General features: G+C 67.6%; 14 protein-coding genes and 2 pseudogenes. 9 read left to right on the forward strand and 7 right to left on the reverse strand.

Features of this window, described 5'->3' with window-relative positions:
* Positions 1–50 precede the first annotated feature (50 nt).
* Both GCU53_RS18285 and GCU53_RS18290 read left to right on the forward strand, forming a co-directional pair.
* Positions 51–1,199: a pyridoxal phosphate-dependent aminotransferase gene (locus GCU53_RS18285; RefSeq protein WP_152388866.1), complete on the forward strand. Its 1,149-nt coding sequence runs from the start codon at positions 51–53 to the stop codon at positions 1,197–1,199.
* Positions 1,200–1,317: 118 nt separating this feature from the next.
* Complete coding sequence (locus tag GCU53_RS18290) at positions 1,318–2,112, forward strand: amidohydrolase (RefSeq protein ID WP_152388867.1); 795 nt, start codon at positions 1,318–1,320, stop codon at positions 2,110–2,112.
* A 43-nt stretch (positions 2,113–2,155) separates the two neighbouring features.
* Here GCU53_RS18290 and GCU53_RS18295 read toward each other — a convergent pair whose 3' ends face one another.
* Positions 2,156–3,253, reverse strand: a complete 1,098-nt coding sequence (locus GCU53_RS18295) for an IS630 family transposase (RefSeq protein ID WP_152388868.1) — start codon at positions 3,251–3,253, stop codon at positions 2,156–2,158.
* A 92-nt stretch (positions 3,254–3,345) separates the two neighbouring features.
* Complete coding sequence (locus tag GCU53_RS18300) at positions 3,346–4,104, reverse strand: IS5 family transposase (protein WP_152386438.1); 759 nt, start codon at positions 4,102–4,104, stop codon at positions 3,346–3,348.
* Between the two features lie 187 nt (positions 4,105–4,291).
* Here GCU53_RS18300 and GCU53_RS18305 point away from each other — a divergent pair, with 187 nt between their 5' ends.
* The gene (locus GCU53_RS18305; protein WP_152388869.1) at positions 4,292–5,104 is read left to right on the forward strand and encodes a DUF6279 family lipoprotein; all 813 of its coding nucleotides are present in this window, start codon (positions 4,292–4,294) and stop codon (positions 5,102–5,104) included.
* 81 nt (positions 5,105–5,185) lie between these two features.
* Here GCU53_RS18305 and GCU53_RS18310 read toward each other — a convergent pair whose 3' ends face one another.
* Positions 5,186–5,398, reverse strand: a complete 213-nt coding sequence (locus GCU53_RS18310) for a hypothetical protein (RefSeq protein WP_152388870.1) — start codon at positions 5,396–5,398, stop codon at positions 5,186–5,188.
* A gap of 78 nt (positions 5,399–5,476) precedes the next feature.
* On the opposite strand from GCU53_RS18310, the gene GCU53_RS18315 reads away from it, so the two are divergent.
* Positions 5,477–6,010 (forward strand): flavin reductase family protein, encoded by a 534-nt coding sequence (locus tag GCU53_RS18315; RefSeq protein WP_152388871.1) that lies wholly within the window; start codon positions 5,477–5,479, stop codon positions 6,008–6,010.
* Here GCU53_RS18315 and GCU53_RS18320 read toward each other — a convergent pair.
* From GCU53_RS18320 to leuA, 4 genes and pseudogenes are all read right to left on the reverse strand, one after another.
* A pseudogene (locus tag GCU53_RS18320) lies at positions 6,005–6,325 on the reverse strand (DUF2238 domain-containing protein); the annotation flags it as partial. The gene GCU53_RS18315 and the pseudogene GCU53_RS18320 sit on opposite strands and share 6 nt — an antisense overlap.
* A gap of 177 nt (positions 6,326–6,502) precedes the next feature.
* Positions 6,503–6,787, reverse strand: a pseudogene (locus GCU53_RS18325) (DUF2238 domain-containing protein); the annotation flags it as partial.
* Between the two features lie 82 nt (positions 6,788–6,869).
* Complete coding sequence (locus GCU53_RS18330) at positions 6,870–7,568, reverse strand: endonuclease (protein ID WP_152388872.1); 699 nt, start codon at positions 7,566–7,568, stop codon at positions 6,870–6,872.
* 234 nt (positions 7,569–7,802) lie between these two features.
* A complete protein-coding gene (gene leuA / locus GCU53_RS18335; RefSeq protein WP_152388873.1) occupies positions 7,803–9,476 on the reverse strand; it encodes a 2-isopropylmalate synthase in 1,674 nt (557 codons plus the stop codon).
* Between the two features lie 337 nt (positions 9,477–9,813).
* Between leuA and GCU53_RS18340 the strand changes: the two genes are divergently transcribed.
* From GCU53_RS18340 to GCU53_RS25560, 5 genes are all read left to right on the forward strand, one after another.
* Positions 9,814–10,170: a DUF2946 family protein gene (locus GCU53_RS18340; RefSeq protein WP_244307197.1), complete on the forward strand. Its 357-nt coding sequence runs from the start codon at positions 9,814–9,816 to the stop codon at positions 10,168–10,170.
* A gap of 132 nt (positions 10,171–10,302) precedes the next feature.
* The gene (locus tag GCU53_RS18345; RefSeq protein WP_152388874.1) at positions 10,303–12,450 is read left to right on the forward strand and encodes a TonB-dependent copper receptor; all 2,148 of its coding nucleotides are present in this window, start codon (positions 10,303–10,305) and stop codon (positions 12,448–12,450) included.
* A 410-nt stretch (positions 12,451–12,860) separates the two neighbouring features.
* Positions 12,861–14,222, forward strand: coding sequence for an OprD family porin (locus GCU53_RS18350; RefSeq protein WP_152388875.1), 1,362 nt, complete (start codon positions 12,861–12,863; stop codon positions 14,220–14,222).
* Between the two features lie 205 nt (positions 14,223–14,427).
* Positions 14,428–16,827, forward strand: coding sequence for a membrane-bound PQQ-dependent dehydrogenase, glucose/quinate/shikimate family (locus GCU53_RS18355; RefSeq protein WP_280115841.1), 2,400 nt, complete (start codon positions 14,428–14,430; stop codon positions 16,825–16,827).
* Between the two features lie 238 nt (positions 16,828–17,065).
* Positions 17,066–17,209, forward strand: a complete 144-nt coding sequence (locus tag GCU53_RS25560; protein ID WP_167520086.1) for a hypothetical protein — start codon at positions 17,066–17,068, stop codon at positions 17,207–17,209.
* Positions 17,210–17,307 lie beyond the last annotated feature (98 nt).

Below are 17,307 nucleotides of genomic sequence, written 5' to 3' on the forward strand. Positions count from 1 at the left end.
TCGGCTATTCTCGCGGCTTCGCCCGTCGCTTGCCCATGAAATCCGAGGCCATGATCCAGAGCAAACTGCCCAACGTCGGCACCACCATCTTCACCACCATGTCCCAGCTCGCCGCGCAGACCGGCGCCATCAACCTGTCCCAGGGATTTCCGGATTTCGACGGTCCGCAGGCGCTGCGCGAGGCGGTCGGCCGTCACGTCATGGCCGGGCACAACCAGTATGCGCCGATGACCGGCCTGCCGGCGCTGCGCGAGCAGGTCGCGCAGAAGATCGCCCGCAGCTACGGCCGCCAGGTGGACATGGACAGCGAGATCACCATCACCCCCGGCGCCACCGAGGCGATCTTCTGCGCGGTGCAGGCGCTGGTCCGTCCGGGCGACGAGGTGATCGTCTTCGATCCCTGCTACGACAGCTACGAGCCCTCGGTGGAGCTGGCCGGCGGGCGCTGCGTGCACGTGCCGCTGGCCCTGCCGGATTTCTCCATCGACTGGCAGCGCCTGGCCGACGCCCTCAGCCCGCGCACCCGGCTGATCATCCTCAACAGCCCGCACAACCCCAGTGGCGCGCTGGTCTCCCGCGACGAGCTGGAGCAACTGGCCCGGCTGATCCGCGGCTTCGACATCTACCTGATCAGCGACGAGGTCTACGAGCACCTGGTCTACGACGGCGTGCGTCACGCCAGCGTGCTGGCCCACGAGGAACTCTACGCGCGCGCCTGCGTGGTCAGCTCGTTCGGCAAGACCTACCACGTCACCGGCTGGAAGACCGGCTACGTGGTGGCGCCGCCGGCGCTGTCCGCTGAGCTGCGCAAGGTCCACCAGTTCGTCACCTTCTGTGGCATCACTCCGCTGCAGTGGGCGCTGGCCGACTACATGACCGCCCACCCCGAGCACGTCGACGAGCTGCCGGCCTTCTACCAGGCCAGGCGCGACCTGTTCTGCGACCTGCTGGCCGGCTCGCGCTTCAGCTTCCGCCGCAGCCCCGGCACCTATTTCCAGCTCGCCGACTACTCGGCGATCCGCGACGACCTCGACGACGTCGAGATGTCCCTGTGGCTGACCCGCGAGCACGGCGTGGCGACCATCCCGGTGTCGGTGTTCTATCAGAGCCCGCCGGCCGGTCTGCGCCTGGTGCGCTTCTGCTTCGCCAAGCGCGAGGAGACCCTGCGCCAGGCGGCGGAGAAGCTGTGCCGCGTATGACCGGTAGGGTGGACAACGGCGCAGCCTTGTCCACCGCTGCGCACTCCGGTGGAAAAGCGCTGCGCGCGTTTTTCATCCTACGAAAAGCGCCCATGACCAAGGATTTCGGAGACTTTCCATGCGTGACCTGACCGCCTTGCCCGACCTGAAGCTGGCCCTGGTGCAGACCGCCCCGGTCTGGCAGGACCCCGCCGCCAACCACGCCCATTTCGGCAGACTGCTGGAGCAGGCCGCCGGCGCCGATCTGGTGATCCTGCCGGAGATGTTCAGCACCGGCTTCTCCATGGACGCCGCGGCGCTGGCCGAGGAGGAGGACGGCCCGAGCCGCGCCTGGCTGCTGACGCAGGCCGCGCGGCTGAACGCGGTGGTGGTCGGCAGCGTCATCACCCATGCGGCCGATGGCAGCTATCGCAACCGCCTGTACTGGGCGCGCCCGGACGGCAGCTGCGCCCACTACGACAAGCGCCACCTGTTCCGCATGGCTGGCGAGCACGAGCACTACGCCGCAGGACAGGAGCGCGTGCTGCTGGAGCTCAAGGGCTGGCACGTGCGCCCGCTGGTCTGCTACGACCTGCGCTTCCCCGTGTGGAGCCGCGACCCGCACGACACCGACCTCCTGCTCTACATCGCCAGCTGGCCGGCGGCCCGGCGCAACGCCTGGAACCGCCTGCTGCCGGCGCGCGCCATCGAGAACCTGTGTTTTGTCGCGGCGGTCAACCGTATCGGCGCCGACGGTAACGGCTACCCCCATGCCGGCGACAGCCAGGTGCTGGACTTCCAGGGCGAGCCGCTGCTGGCGCCGGGCGAGGCCGGCGGCGTGTTCCACGTCACGCTCCCGGCCCAGGCGCTGGCCAAGTACCGCACGCGCTTCCCGGCCTGGCGCGATGCCGATGCCTTCGAGCTGAAGGACTGAGCGGGGCTCCCCCGGACTGCGGCGACCTTGCTAGTGTGGTGAATCACAAGTTCGCTTCATTATTTCTTTGCAAGGCTCGAGCAGCCCTGCCGACAGAGGCCAAGATTTCACCTGCTCCCTTACGCCAGCGGAAGGGCCTTGGATTCTGGTTGTAGGTCGCCAGGTAATACTCGATGGACTGCTCGAGATCCTTCACGCGGGTATGGGCCTGGCGCTTTATCCACTTCTGGGTGAGCATCGAGAAAAAGCGCTCCACCAGATTCAGCCATGACGCAGACGTCGGGGTGAAATGCACGTGATAACGCGGGTGCGCGACAAGCCAGGCACGCACCTTGTCGGTCTTGTGCACGGCATAGTTATCCATGATCAGGTGGATGGCCTTGTCGCTCTCGACCGTTTCCTCGATGGCCCTGAGAAACTCCAGGAATTCTGCGCTGCGGTGACGGCGCTTGAGACGTCCGATCACCTCGCCGGTGGCCACATCCAGGGCGGCAAACAAGGACGTCGTGCCATGGCGCTGATAATCATGGGTACGGGTCGCCGGATACCCAGGCTCCAGCGGCAGCCCCGGCTGTGTTCGATTGAGCGCCTGGATCTGGCTTTTCTCATCGACGCACAGTACCAGCGCTTTATCCGGCGGATTCAGGTAGAGCCCTACGATATCCTGCACCTTGTCGACAAAGGCAGGATCGGTGGACAGCTTGAAGGTGTGCTCCAGGTGAGGCTTGAGCCCGAAGGCTCGCCAGATACGCTGTACGCTCGCCGGTGAAATATGGGTGGCCTTGCTCATCCGGCGCGAGCTCCAATGACTGGCATCGTCGGGCCGGGTCTGCCGCACCCGGTCGACCACTTCCTGGACCTTTTCATCACTGATGCTGCGTGGGCGGCCTGAGCGCGGCTCGTCATTGAGGCCTTGCAGGCCCAAACGGGCGAAGCGAAGGCGCCACCTCGAAACGGTTTGCGCCGTAATGCCGAGCCGTCGAGCAATGGAAGAGCCGGACTCGCCTCGAGCGCAGGACAGAATGATCTCGGCGCGCAGCTGCATATCGGCAGGCCCCTTGTGCCTGGCTCGGCGGCGGGTGAGTTCGGCATGCTCTTGTTCGGTCAGTTCGATCCGAACGGCTGGGCGGCCTGTTTTCATCGCATGCCCTCCGAAAAAACTCTGCCAGCTCCGCGGTAGACAAGACTTATCCTGAGTAGTTGTGATTCACCACACTAGGTTCTGTTGACGTATCAGCGCAGCCATAGCAAAACAGCCGCAAAAGCCAGCATTCCCTTGAAATGGCTGGCCCTCTTCTCATAGCGAGTGGTGATCCGCCGGTAGTGCTTCAGCTTGCCGAACAGGCACTCGATCACGTGCCGCTCCTTGTAGAGATGCCAGTCGCAGGAGCGTTGCTCGATGCGGTTCCGTCTGGCGGGAATGACGGCCTGGATCTGGCGCTCCTTCAGCCAGGCCAGAAGCTGGTTGGCGTCATAGCCCTTGTCGGCCAGCAGTGCCGACGTGGCGATCCCCGCCATGAGTGGGATCGCCTGGCTGATATCGGCCGCTTGGCCTTCCGTCAGGATGAAGCGAATCGGTAACCCCAGCGCATCGGTCAACACATGGATCTTGCTGCTGAAGCCTCCTCGCGAATGCCCCAGTGCCTCCTGGGCCGCAGTACTGCTGGCCGCCCCGGCTGCACAGGCATGGGCACGCACGACGGAGCTGTCGATGCAGACGTGCTGAAGGTCAGCGTCCCGAGCCAGTACCGAGTGAAGCCGGTCCCAGACGCCGAGCCGGCACCAGCGGGTGAAGCGTTTGAAAACGCTGTTCCATGAGCCGAGGCAACGAGGCAGCATCCGCCATTGAGCGCCGCTGCGTAGTATCCAGAGCACCGCCTCGACAAAGCGGCGACAGCCGAGAGTACGGGTCAGCCGGATCCCCTTCGTGGCGCTCAGCAGACTTTGGATACGGGACCAGTCGGTATCGCTCAGACGGCTTCTGTCAGTCATGGCAAAAGCCCAGTTTTAGCACTGGGCTTGCGTCAACAGAACCTAGGGTGGACAGGAGGGTTGGCCGACCCGCGACGGGCCGGCTGCCGGACCGACGACCCTGAGCAGCGAGGTAGCCGCCATGCCTCTCGGATTTCCCGTAGCGCGCCGCCATTGGCGGGGCCTAGCGAACCGGGCCGAGGTTTTCGTGCCGACATGCCGGTGCGTCCTCCGGGCTTTGTTCCTCGCGTTGCTGGCCGCCCTGTTCGCCGGCTGCTCCTTCGGCCTCGTCTACGGCCAACTGCACCGGCTGCTGCCCTGGTACATCGACGACTACGCCAGCCTGGACCGCGAGCAGCGGGCCCTGCTCGACGTGCGTCTGGCCGAGCGTCTCGCCTGGCATTGCCAAACTCAGCTGCTGCCTTATGCCGCTCTGGTGCGGGAGCTGGAGGGCGACCTGCGCGGCGGTGCCATCACACCGGCCCGTCTCGAGGTTCGTCTCGGGCAGGGAGAAATCCTCCTGCGCGACCTGCTGGCGGCGATCCTGCCGGATGCGCAGCTGCTGCTCGCCCGGCTCGACGACGAACAACTGGTCGAGCTGGGCGAGGCGTTCCGGCGCCGGAACCGCGAACTGCGCGAGGAATTCCTCTCCGAAACGCCTGCCGAGCAAGGAGCGGAGCGCATCGAGCGCATGGAGAAGCGCCTGCGCAGCTGGTTCGGCCGCCTGAACGAGGCGCAGCGTGCGCTCGTCGTGCGCTGGATCGATGCCCTGCAGCCCGCCACGGCGGAATGGCTGGCCAACCGCGAGCGCTGGCAGGCCCGGCTGCTGGCGGCACTCGCCCAGCGCCGGGATGCCGCGCGCTTCGAGGCGGAGCTGCGACCGCTGCTGCTCGAGCCCGGGTCGGCCTGGAGCGCCGGCTACCGCACCCGGCTGGCGCACAACCGGGAGCAGACCCTGATCCTCCTCGCCGCACTGTTCGACACGGCGACGCCGCGCCAGCGCGAGCGTCTGTTCGCCTAACTGGATGCCTGGGCCGGCCAGTTCGAGCGGCTCGCCTGTAGCGGGACGCCAACGCTGGCGGCCGGGCCGGGCTGAGCGCCTTCAGGGCCGTGCAGCCTTCCCGGACGCCTGGCGCTCCTCGCGCACCAGATAGGCCTGCTTGTGCCCGCGCCGCTGGTACTCATTCATCAGCGCCTCGGCCTCGGCGCGCTCGGCGAAGCGGTGCATCTCCACTTCGTTGCCGTTGTCGTCGATACGGTAGAGGAGCCAGCGGCGGCCGCCGGCTTCTTCGTGTGTGGCAGTACTGTCGTTCAAGTGAGACCCCTCACAGGCGCCTGGACGGGACTATGGTTGATTGGACAGCGCCATCTTTTCCTGCCTGGGAGTACCTTCATGAAAGTCCAGCTTCCCCTCGCCGAGGTCTACGCCGTCCTCGAGCCCGGGCCGGTGCTGCTGCTCAGCACCAGCCATGCCGGGCGGAGCAACCTGATGCCGATGTCCTGGCACTGCATGCTGGAGTTCGAGCCGCCGCTGGTGGGCTGCGTGGTCAGCGCGGCGAACTTCTCCTTCACCGCCCTGAGCGAGACCGGCCAGTGCGTGCTCAACGTGCCGACGCTGGAGCTGGCGGAGCAGGTGGTCGGCTGCGGCAACTGCTCCGGGCGCGAGCAGGACAAGTTCGCCCGCTTCGGCCTCACCGCGCGGCCGGCCAAGCAGGTGGCGGTGCCGCTGGTGGCCGAGTGCTACGCCAATCTGGAGTGCCGGGTGGCCGACCGCCAGCTGGTCGGCAGCTACAACTTCTTCATCCTCGAGGTGGTGCAGGCCTGGCACAAGCCCTCGGTGACCGCGCCGCGCACCCTGCACCACCGCGGCTTCGGCAAGTTCATGGTGGCCGGCGAGGAGGTAAGCCTGCCCTCGGCCATGCGCTAGGGCGTCGATCTGCCGGTCCTGCAGGCGGCTGAGGCCGAGCAGGGCGGTGCTGGCGCCGATCAGGGCGAGGAAGATGTCCGACTGGGTGTCCCAGGGATCGCCCTGGGTGCCGAGGAACTCCACCGCGCCCTGGCCGGCGAGCAGCGCCACCCACCATTCGATCAGCTCGTAGAAGGCGCTGACCGCCAGCGCCACGCACAGACAGAGAAAGGCCAGCATCCGCCCGTTGACCAGGCAGCGGCCGCGCAGCAGGATCTCGCGGGCGATGAGCGCCGGCACCAGGCCCTGCATGAAGTGGCCGAGCTTGTCTAGGGCCTGTTGACGTCTTGGCGTGAGCCGCGTTGCCGCGCAACCCGCAGGGACGGGGCCCGTTTGGTGCAGCACGGCGTCGCTCGTCGTTCATTTGGAATGACCAAACTTCTCTCCTCGTTCCTTGTTCTGCGCCAAACGGGCCGCCGTCGCGGCCTACGCCAAAACGTCAACAGGCCCTAAGTTGCGGCTCAGCTCGAACAGCTCCTGCACCCAGAAGCCCAGCGGCACCCGCGCGTAGGTGTAGGCGCCGCCGAGGATCAGCACCAGGGCATGAAAGGCGATCAGCAGGTAGAGCAGGGTGGTCAGCGGAAAGCGCCCGTGGGTGAAGGCCAGCAGCGGCGCGGCGATCAGCACGGGCGCGACCTCCAGCAGCCAGGTGGCCCGGTCGTAGGGGGCGATGGCGGAGACCAGCAGGGCGGCCAGGACGCTCAGGCCGAGGATCGCAAGAAGTCGGTTCCGTTGCATGGCGCTCCTCGCCAGGGTCGTCGGAAGAGCACGAGAGTTAGCACCCGGCCGGGCGCCTGGCAAGGGCCCGGCCGGCAACGGGCTACTTGCTCTTCGGGCAGCGGCGCAGGTCCACCTCGCCGACCAGCGGGTTGGCGTTGCCCTGCACGCAGGCGATGCGCTGGTTGCGCCAGAGTTCCCACTCGCTCACCGGATACTGGCGGTTCCAGATGTCGTAGAGGCGTTGGTCCTGCCGGGACAGGCGCAGACGGTAGCGCTGGCTCATGTACAGGTAGGTGCGGGCGATGACGCCGCGGGTGTATTCCGGCGGCATCGCGGTGCGCTGCTTGAAGTCGACCACGAAGGGACAGGCGCCGTACTGGGTGGGTTTCTCGGTGAGCATGCCGAAGCCGAAGTTGCTGCGGTCGCCGTTGACCTCGCCGACCACCGGCACCAGGTTGTGCAGGTCGGCCTCGGCCTGGCTGAACACCGGGTCGTTCTCCGTGCAGTTCTTGCGTCCGCCGTCCTGCCAGCACTGGCGCTGGTGGCCGATCACCCAGGCCGGGACAATGTGCTCCCACTCGACGCGCCCGGCGCGGTTGGCGTCCTTGCGCGGCTGGTAGCCGCAGCTCTTCGGGTCGATGCGGTTGCCCTGGTAGGCGCACTGGCAATAGAAATCCACCGGCCGCTCGGCGTAGATCTTCCAGGCGATCTTCTTCGCCTCGCGGAAAGTGCGCGGGGCGTCGGCGTGGACCAGGGTGACGGGCAGCAGGAGCAGCAGGGGAAGAACGAAGCGGCGCATGGGACTCTCGCGGTTGATTTGGTACGAGCGTCCATGCCGGTGCGCCGAATGTTATCCGGTTATGGAAAGAAATCCACGCGGACCACGATTCGTTAGAAGAGTTCGGTATAACCCGAAGACGGGCGTGCAAGCGGGGTGGTGTGCTTGACGAAGAGGCGGGAGGGGCGGGCAACGGCTACTCTGGGAGGCTTCTGACCCAGCCCTCTCCCCGGCGGGGAGAGGGCGCTCGGAGACTCAGGCCGCCTGTGCCGACCCCTGCTGGCCGAGGGCGCGGTTGAGGGCGCTGAACAGGGCGCGGATGCTCGCCGTGGTCAGGTTCTCGTCGATGCCCAGGCCGTGCAGCGGGCGCTGGCCGTCGAGGCGCAGCTCGATGTAGGCCGCGGCGCGCGCCTGGGTGCCGGCGCCGATGGCGTGCTCGTGGTAATCCATGATCTCCACCCTGACCGGCAGGCTGGCGACCAGCGCCTCCAGCGGACCCTTGCCGATGCCGCGCCAGTGGCGGCGGTCGCCCTTGTCGAGGACTTCCACGTCCAGCGCGCAGGTGCCGTTCTCCTCCTGCAGGCGATGGCCCTTCAGGCTGTAGGGCGCGTCGGCGCGCAGGTACTCGGCCTCGAGCAGGGCATGGATCTGCGCGGCGCTCATCTCCAGGCCGAGGCGGTCGGTCTCCTTCTGCACCACCTGGCTGAACTCGATCTGCATGCGCCGCGGCAGGCTGATGCCGTATTCCTGTTCGAGCAGGTAGGTGATGCCGCCCTTGCCGGACTGGCTGTTGACGCGGATCACCGCCTCGTAGCTGCGGCCGATGTCGGCCGGATCGATCGGCAGGTAGGGCACCTCCCAGATGCCGTTCGGGTCCTGCTGGGCGAAGCCCTTGCGGATTGCATCCTGGTGCGAGCCGGAGAAGGCGGTGTGCACCAGGTCGCCGACATAGGGATGGCGCGGGTGCACCGGCAGCTGGTTGCATTCCTCGACCACCTTGCGCACCGCGTCGATGTCGGAGAAGTCCAGCTCGGGGTCGACGCCCTGGGTGTAGAGGTTCAGCGCCAGGGTCACCAGATCGACGTTGCCGGTGCGCTCGCCGTTGCCGAACAGGCAGCCCTCGACGCGGTCGGCGCCGGCCATCAGGCCCAGCTCGCTGGCCGCCACGCCGGTGCCGCGGTCGTTGTGGGTGTGCAGGCTGACCAGCACGCTGTCGCGGCGGTCGATGTGCCGGCAGAACCATTCGATCTGGTCGGCGTAGATGTTCGGCGTGGCCGCCTCGATGGTCGCCGGCAGGTTGAGGATCAGCCTGTGCTCCGGGGTCGGCTGGAACACCGCGACCACCGCGTTGCACACCTCGACGGCGAACTCGGTCTCGGTGGAGCTGAACACCTCCGGCGAGTACTCGAAGCGCCAGGCGGTGTCCGGGTTGGCTTCAGCCAGGCGCTTGATGATCTTCGCCGCGTTGACGGCGATTTCCACCACACCGGCCTTGTCCTGGTTGAAGACGATGCGCCGGAAGCTCGGCGCGGTGGCGTTGTAGTAGTGGACGATGGCCTGCTTCGCGCCCTTGAGCGACTCGAAGGTGCGGGTGATCAGGTCCTCGCGGGCCTGGGTCAGCACCTGGATGGTCACGTCGTCGGGGATGTGGCCTTCCTCGATCAGCTGGCGGACGAAGTCGAAGTCGGTCTGCGAGGCCGAGGGGAAGCCCACCTCGATCTCCTTGACGCCCACCTGCACCAGGGTCTTGAAGAAGCGCAGCTTCTTGTGCGCGTCCATCGGCTCGATCAGCGACTGGTTGCCGTCGCGCAGGTCGGAGCTGCACCAGATCGGCGCCTTGTCGATCACCTGATCCGGCCAGGTGCGGTCGCGCAGGGCGATCGGCGCGAAGGGACGGTATTTCTGCGACGGATCTTTGAGCATGGGCATGGCGTCTTCCTGAATCTGGCGGTGGTGGGCCGGAAAATCGGCGCCGGGCAGCGTTCGTGGAGCGTACGCTAGTGCTTCGCTCGTTGCGATTGCAAGCTTGTGCGAAAAATTGGTGAATTTCCTCTTTTATAGGCTTTCCACTGGATAAGAATTGCCGCGATTGGCCAGAGGCATTGATCTGCTTGTTATGGCCTTTTGCACTGATCTGCCGCAGGGCGGGGGCGGCGCGCGCGTGCGAGCATCCCCGCCCTCGCCGGATGGGCCGGCGGTACGGCAGGGCATCCCGGTGACGCGCAAGGGCAGAACGACAGCAGGAATCTGGCTTGGCCTGTTCGCCATGCTGATGATCCATGTCGGCCCTCTGTATTCCGCCCTGCAGAGCCAGCCGGCGCAGGACGTCGCCCGGCTGCTGGCGGGGGACGATGCCGCCTTCTGCGGCGAGGCGCCCGATGCCGTCGGCATCGCCCACCATCACGCGGCGGCTTCGCACGGCGAACCCGCCTGGCTGGCGACCCTGGAGCTGTGCGGCTATTGCGAGCTGCTGACCCTCAATCCGCCGCTCAGCCTGTCCCTCGACCTCGCCCTGCCGTACTACGCGCCGGCCTTCCTCCTGCTGCTGCCGGAGCAGCCGCTGCCGGCCGCGCCGCGACGCAGCAGCGGGCATCCGCGCGCGCCCCCCGTTTTCCACGCCTGACCGGCTTTTCGGCCGCCTTTCCGCTTGCCCGGGTCGCACCGCGCGACGGCTGCGCATCGCCTGCCGTCGTCGGCCTGCGCCCGTGTGGGCGGTCTGGTGCGCCCTCCCGAAACCCGACGACGTGGATAGCCGATGAACCGCGACCTGCTTTGCCGTGCGGCGCGCCCGCACCTGCCCGAGACCTTTTCCCGCACCCCGTTCCGCCGCCACTGGGCGCCGGCCCGCGCCGCGCTGCTCGGCCTGCTGGCCAGCGGCGGCCTGCCGGCCGCCGAGCCGGAAACCGAACCCTACGAGATGCCGCCGCTGGTGATCACCGGCGTCGCCCTGCATTCGCCGCTGACCGTGGTGACCGACCCGAAGATCCCCCGCCAGCCGGTGCCGGCCAGCGACGGCGCCGACTACCTGAAGACCATTCCCGGCTTCGCCGCGGTGCGCAACGGCGGGGTCAACGGCGATCCGGTGTTCCGCGGCATGTTCGGCTCGCGCCTCAAGCTGCTGACCAACGGCGGCGAGATGATCGGCGCCTGCCCGAGCCGCATGGACTCGCCCAGCTCCTACATTTCCCCGGAAAGCTACGACCGCCTGACGGTGGTCAAGGGCCCGCAGACGGTGCTCTGGGGACCGGGCGCCTCGGCAGCGACCGTGCGCTTCGAGCGCGACCCGGAGCGCTTCGCCGAGCCGGATGGGCGCGTCGACACCAGTTTCCTGGCCGGCTCAAACGGGCGTTTCGACCGGCGTGTCGACGCCGCCCTGGGCGGCGCGCCGGGCTACCTGCGGCTGCTCGCCAACCGCTCGGATGCCGACGACTACCAGAACGGCGACGGCGACACCGTGCCCTCGCGCTGGGACAAGTGGAACACTGATCTGGCGCTGGGCTGGACCCCGGACGCCGACACCCTGCTGGAGCTGACCCTCGGCCGCGGCGACGGCGAGGCGCGCTACGCCGGGCGCAGCATGGACGGCAGCCAGTTCGAGCGGGAAAGCCTCGCCCTGCGCTTCGAGAAGGACAACCTCGGCGGGCTGCTGCAGAAGGTCGAGGCGCAGCTCTACTACAACTACGCCGACCACGTGATGGACAACTTCCGCCTGCGCAGCCCGGACCCAAACACGGCGATGGCCATGATGCGCAACCCGATGGCCACCAACGTCGACCGCCGCACCCTCGGCGGGCGGCTCAGTGGCACCTGGCGCTGGGGCGACTTCCAACTAGTCGGCGGGCTGGACGGGCAGACCAGCGAGCACCGCCGCCGGCAGTCCAGCTACAACAGGATGAGCGGCATCTACACCGACGCCGACAGCGTCCCCTGGGAGACCGACGCCGACTTCCACAACTACTACGGCGCCTTCGCCGAGCTGACCTGGTACGCCACCCGGGCTTCGCGGCTGATCGGCGGGGCACGCCTCGACCGGGCCTACGCCGAGGACGAGAGGGACACGCTGAAGAACAACATGGGCGTCGGCTGGCGCAACCCGACCGCCGGCAAGGAGCGCAGCGAAACCCTGACCGGCGGCTTCCTGCGCTACGAGCGCGACCTCGACGCCGTGCCAGCCACCGCCTACCTCGGCCTCGGCCACAGCGAGCGCTTCCCCGACTACTGGGAGCTGTTCTCCGCCACCGCGGTGATGAACGTGCCGACCGCCTTCAAGACGATCGATCCGGAAAAGACCACCCAGCTGGACTTCGGCATCCAGTACCAGGAAGGACCGCTGGAGGCCTGGGCCTCGGCCTATGTGGGCCGGGTGCGCGACTTCATCCTGTTCGACTACACGACAATGGCAAGCGGTCATGTGCGCACCACGGCGGACAACGTCGACGCGCGCATCATGGGCGCCGAGCTGGGCGCCGGCTACCGCTTCGGCCCGAGCTGGAAGGGCGACGCCAGCCTGGCCTGGGCCTGGGGCAGGAACAGCTCGGACGACCGCCCGCTGCCGCAGATCCCGCCGCTGGGGGCGCGCCTGAGCCTCACCTGGGAGCGGGGCGACTGGAGCGCCGGCGGCCTGTGGCAGCTGGTGGCGGCGCAGAACCGGGTGGCCGAGAACCAGGGCAGCATCGTCGCCCGGGACTTCGACGAGAGCGCCGGCTTCGGCGTGGTCTCGGTCAACGGCGCCTGGCGGCTGAGCCGGCACTACCGGCTCAGCGCCGGGATCGACAACCTGTTCGACAAGACCTACGGCGAGCACCTCAACCTGGCCGGCAATGGCGCCTTCGACCTGCCCGCCGACAGCCGCATCGACGAGCCGGGCCGCACCTGGTGGGCGCGCCTGGACATGAACTTCTGAGTCTTCCCCGGCGAGGGCGTCGCCGCTTCGGCGGCGTCCTTTCATGGCCAGGCGTCGACTACCCACCTGGGGGGGAATACCTGGGGGGGGAGGGGCAGTATTCTTGCCGTGCCGGTCACCGCTTCGTCTTGCCCCGCGGACCCGTGCGCAGAACAAGAACAAGAACAAGAACAAGATCGAGAGGAAGGCCGGCACGACCGGCCCGAGGTAGAAACATGGATCGACGATCCCGACCGCCGGCTTCCAGCCCCCCCGACTGATCCGCCACGCCTCCGGCCGCCGCGCCAGTCCGCCCAATCCATCGAAATCGACGTACGACCCGCCGAGCCACCGCTGCGGGACGCGGCACCGTCTTGCCGGGTCGCGGAACCCGGCTGTCCGCGTCATGCTCCAGCAACAGGAATGAATCCATGCGTTTCAACAAGAAGAATCCAGCCTGTGCCGCGTCCCTGACCCTCGCCCTGAGTGTTTCGACGGCCGCCGTCGCCGCCGACGACGAGGGCTTTCTCGAGGGCTCCCGCTTCCAGGTGCTCAACCGCAACATCTATTTCAGCCAGGATTTTCGCAACGGCGACAGCGCCCTCAACCCGCAGACCGGCGAGAAGAAGACCCGCCGCAGCGAATGGGCGCACGGCGTGATCGCCACCTTCGAGTCCGGCTTCACGCCCGGCGTGGTGGGTTTCGGCCTGGACGTGCGCGGCCAGTTCGGGATCAAGCTGGACGGCGGCGACGGCCTGGTCGGCAACGGCATGGCGGGCAACGGCATCGTCCCGCGGCGCGGCTACAACTTCGACGGCAAGCCCAAGGACGAATTCGGCCGGGTCGACGTGGCGCTGAAGATGCGCCTGTTCGACGACACCGAGCTGCGCTACGGCGACGTCCGCCCGCTCACCCCGGTGGTCAACACCAGCGACATCCGCCTGCTGCCGCAGAGCTTTCGCGGCGGCACCGTCATGAACACCTCGATCAAGGGCCTGACCCTGCAGGCCGGCAAGCTGGAGTCCAACGCCGACCGTACCGCCACCGCCCACCGGGGCGACCTGGGCACCGCCTACGGCGGGCGCTTCAAGGAGGCCGACGACTTCGTCTACTTCGGCGCCGACTATCAGCTCAACGACCGGCTGCGCCTGCGCCTGCACCACGGCCGGCTCGACAATGTGTGGAACCAGGCGTTCCTCGGTGTCGACTGGAGCCAGCCGCTGCGCGAGGGGCTGAAACTGCGGGCCGGCGCCAAGTATTACCGCACCCGCGACACTGGCAAGTCGCTGATGGGCGACATCAACAACGACTCCTGGAGCGCCAACGTCGGCCTCGACGTCGGCGCCCACAGCTTCACCGTGGCGCGCACCCATATCGATGGCGACACGCCCTTCGACTACGTGTGGAACACCTGGGACTTCTACCTGGACTCCTTCTCCCAGTCCTCCGACTTCAACAGCCCCAACGAGCGGGTGTGGATGGCGCGCTATGACTACGACTTCGCCGGTCTCGGCATCCCCGGCCTGAGCTTCACCACCCGTTACATGCGCGGCACCGACATCGACGGCACCAAGGCCGGGCCACACTACGCCGCCTACCAGAACACCCGCGACGGCCGTCACTGGGAGAACGACATCTGGCTCGGCTACGTGGTGCAGAGCGGCCCGGCCAAGGACCTGAGCTTCCGCATCTGGCACGCCACCCACCGCGTCAGCGGCGACCACGTCGCCGAGGCCAACCTCGACGAGCTGCGTCTGATCTTCGAGTACCCGCTGGACTTCCGCCTGTTCTGAAAGGCCCTTGCCCCTGCGGAGCCATCCGCCGCAGGGGCCTTTTTCGCGTGACGGCGATTCCGGCCGATCGGCGCTCCGGGCCCCGTCTTTCGCACTACAGTTATTCTCGATAGCCAGGCTGCCGGCTCAGGGCAGGGGCGTGCGTTGCTGTCCGCCATGAGGCCGGTGTTTTCCGGTACGCAACTCGGGTACGGGAGGGCGGAGGGTGACGACGAGAACGCCGCGGCCGCTGCGGATCACGCTGACCGGCACACTGGTGCTGCTCATGGGAGTCCTGCTGGCGCTCGGCGGCGCCTGGCTAGCGCTGCTGGGTGGCTCCTGGTACTACCTGTTCGCCGGCCTCGGCCTGCTGGCCGTGGGTATCCTGATCCTGGCAGGGCGCCGGCTCGCGCTCTGGCTGTATGCCGTGCTGCTGCTCGCCACCCTGGCCTGGGCGGTCCATGAGGCCCGCTTCGACTGGTGGCGGCTGTCGACGCGCATCGACCTGTGGTGGGTGCTGGGGCTCTGGCTGCTGCTGCCCTTCGTCAACCGCCATATCGGCGCCCCGCCGAGCTGGCGGGACGGCGCCAGCGGCCTGCTCGGCATCGGCCTGCTGCTCGGCGCGCTGATGGCCGGCTATTCGCTGACCCGGGACTATTCGCGCATCGCCGGCGAATTCGCCGAAGAGCGCATGTCCGTCACGCGCCCGGCGGGGCAGGCCGGCCGCCCGGCGAGCGAGTGGCCGGCATACGGCGGATCGGACCGCGGCGACCGCTATTCGGCGGCCGACCTGATCACGCCCGGCAACGTCGGGCGGCTGAAGAAGGCCTGGGAGTACCATACCGGCGACTGGCCTCGCGAGGGCGACCCGGGCGAATTCACCAATCAGGTCACGCCGCTGAAGGTCGGCGACAGCCTGTTCATCTGCACCCCCCACAGCATCGCCATCGCCCTGGATGCCGACACCGGCGAGGAGCTGTGGCGCTTCGACCCGAACATCAACCGCGAGGCCAGGTATTACCAGCACATGACCTGCCGCGGCCTGGCCTATCACGATGCCGCGGCCTATCCCGGCACCGGCGAGGCCGTCGCCGGTGCCCCCGCCCGCTGCAGCCGCAGGCTTTTTCTGCCCACCAACGACGGCACGCTGTTCGCCCTGGATCCCGGCGACGGCCAGCCCTGCCAGGACTTCGGCACGGGCGGCATGATCGATCTGAAGGTGGGGTTGGGCGATGATGCCCGGGGGGTATACCTGCCGACTTCGCCACCGGTGGTGACCGAGAAGCTGGTGATCGCCGGCGGCTCGGTGACCGACAACGGCTCGGTGGATTCCCCCGGCGGGGCGATCCGCGCCTATGACGTGCGTACCGGCGCGCTGGTGTGGAACTGGGACCCGGGCAATCCGGAGGCCACCGAGCCGTTGCCGCCGGGCGGCGCCTATGTGCGCAGCACGCCGAACTCCTGGACCATCGCCACGGCCGACGAGGCGCTGGGGCTGGTCTTCATCCCCATGGGCAACCAGACGCCGGATCAGTGGGGCGCGCAGCGCTCGCCGGAAACCGAGCGCTTCACCGCGGCCCTGGTGGCGCTCGAGCTGGCCAGCGGCAAGGTGCGCTGGGTGTTCCAGGCCGTGCACCACGACCTCTGGGACCGCGACCTGCCCTCGCAACCCACGCTGGTCGATCTCGACGGGCCGCAGGGAGCGCTGCCGGCGATCATCCAGCCGACCAAGGGCGGCGATCTGTTCGTGCTGGACCGGCGCACCGGCCAGCCAATAGTGCCGGTACATGAGCGTTCGGTGCCGCAGGGCGCGGTCGAGGGCGATTTCACCGCGCCGACCCAGCCCGCCTCGGCCCTCAGTTACGCCCCGAAGCAGCCGCTGCGCGAGCGCGACATGTGGGGCGCCACGCCGTTCGACCAACTGATCTGCCGCATCCAGTTCCACAGGTTGCGCTACGAGGGGGATTTCACGCCGCCGAGCGAGCAGGGCTCGCTGATCTATCCGGGCAACGTCGGCACCTTCAACTGGCCCTCGGTGGCGGTCGACCCGGAACGCCAGCTGCTGATCGGCGCGCCCAACTACCTGGCCTTCGTCTCGCGGCTGGTAAGGCGCGGTGAGATGGAGGTCAAGGAAGAAGGCAGAGGCGGCAGCGAGCTGGGTCTGCAGCCCAATCTCGGTGCGCCTTACATGGTGTACCTGGGGCCGTTCATGTCGCCGGTGGGCTTGCCCTGCCAGTCGCCACCCTGGGGTTACATCACCGCCGTGGACCTGCGCAGCATGCAGCCGGTGTGGATGCACAAGAACGGCACCAGCCGCGACAATGCGCCCTATATCCCGTTTCCGGTGGGCGTTCCCGCGCTGGGCGGCCCCCTGGTCACCGCCGGTGGCGTGGCCTTCCTCAGCGGCACGCTGGACTACTATCTGCGCGCCTACGATGTGCGCAACGGCGAAGAGCTGTGGAAGGGGCGTCTTCCCGCCGGCGGTCAGGCGACGCCGATAACCTACGTGTCGGAGAAGAGCGGGAAGCAGTTCGTCGTGGTGATGGCCGGCGGGCACGGCTCGTTCGGTACCCGGATCGGCGATTCGCTGGTCGCCTGGGCGCTGGAGGACGAGGCGGAGCGCTGAAGCGTCATCGGGGCGGTGTTCGCCGCTCGTTGCCGCATGCCGGACGCTGCTCCCGTCCGCCATGCGGACGAGGCGAGCCGGCCTCACGTGTGCCAGTCCCGCACCTCGGGATGCCCGGGATAGCGACATCTTCGGGCTTGCCGATCCGTATTTCCGAGCTACGTTGAAAGAAGGGCATCGCCCGATGCAAGGGAGGAGCGCCCCAAACAGAGCAAAACTGGATATGGAGATCTAGGCAGTGCACAACTTTTATCAGGTCGGAAGCGATGCAATCTCTGGCGAAGAGTATGGATTTCACATCGAGGAGGAAGAAGAGGAGGAGGAAGAGGAGGATCTTTTCTATCCCGACCTCGATTACATAGCGAAACTCAGCGATAACTAAGCAGGAAGGCCGCTAAATGCGGCCTTCCTGCTGTCTGGGCTCTTGTTTGCGCGAGCGCATCCGGGGGTGCTGTCGTCTACCCTGTTTCCAAAGCGTTT

This window comes from Azotobacter salinestris, from assembly GCF_009363155.1.
Lineage (GTDB): Bacteria > Pseudomonadota > Gammaproteobacteria > Pseudomonadales > Pseudomonadaceae > Azotobacter > Azotobacter salinestris.

What these genes read in the sequence shown, in the direction of transcription:
- GCU53_RS18290 (WP_152388867.1), top strand. Translation starts at nt 1,318, where the DNA reads ATGCGTGACCTGACCGCCTTGCCCGACCTGAAGCTGGCCCTGGTGCAG.
- leuA (WP_152388873.1), bottom strand. Translation starts at nt 9,476, where the DNA reads ATGCCCATGCTCAAAGATCCGTCGCAGAAATACCGTCCCTTCGCGCCG.
- GCU53_RS18315 (WP_152388871.1), top strand. Translation starts at nt 5,477, where the DNA reads ATGAAAGTCCAGCTTCCCCTCGCCGAGGTCTACGCCGTCCTCGAGCCC.
- GCU53_RS18345 (WP_152388874.1), top strand. Translation starts at nt 10,303, where the DNA reads ATGAACCGCGACCTGCTTTGCCGTGCGGCGCGCCCGCACCTGCCCGAG.
- GCU53_RS18295 (WP_152388868.1), bottom strand. Translation starts at nt 3,253, where the DNA reads ATGAAAACAGGCCGCCCAGCCGTTCGGATCGAACTGACCGAACAAGAG.
- GCU53_RS18350 (WP_152388875.1), top strand. Translation starts at nt 12,861, where the DNA reads ATGCGTTTCAACAAGAAGAATCCAGCCTGTGCCGCGTCCCTGACCCTC.
- GCU53_RS18285 (WP_152388866.1), top strand. Translation starts at nt 51, where the DNA reads ATGATCCAGAGCAAACTGCCCAACGTCGGCACCACCATCTTCACCACC.
- GCU53_RS18340 (WP_244307197.1), top strand. Translation starts at nt 9,814, where the DNA reads ATGCTGATGATCCATGTCGGCCCTCTGTATTCCGCCCTGCAGAGCCAG.
- GCU53_RS18300 (WP_152386438.1), bottom strand. Translation starts at nt 4,104, where the DNA reads ATGACTGACAGAAGCCGTCTGAGCGATACCGACTGGTCCCGTATCCAA.
- GCU53_RS18330 (WP_152388872.1), bottom strand. Translation starts at nt 7,568, where the DNA reads ATGCGCCGCTTCGTTCTTCCCCTGCTGCTCCTGCTGCCCGTCACCCTG.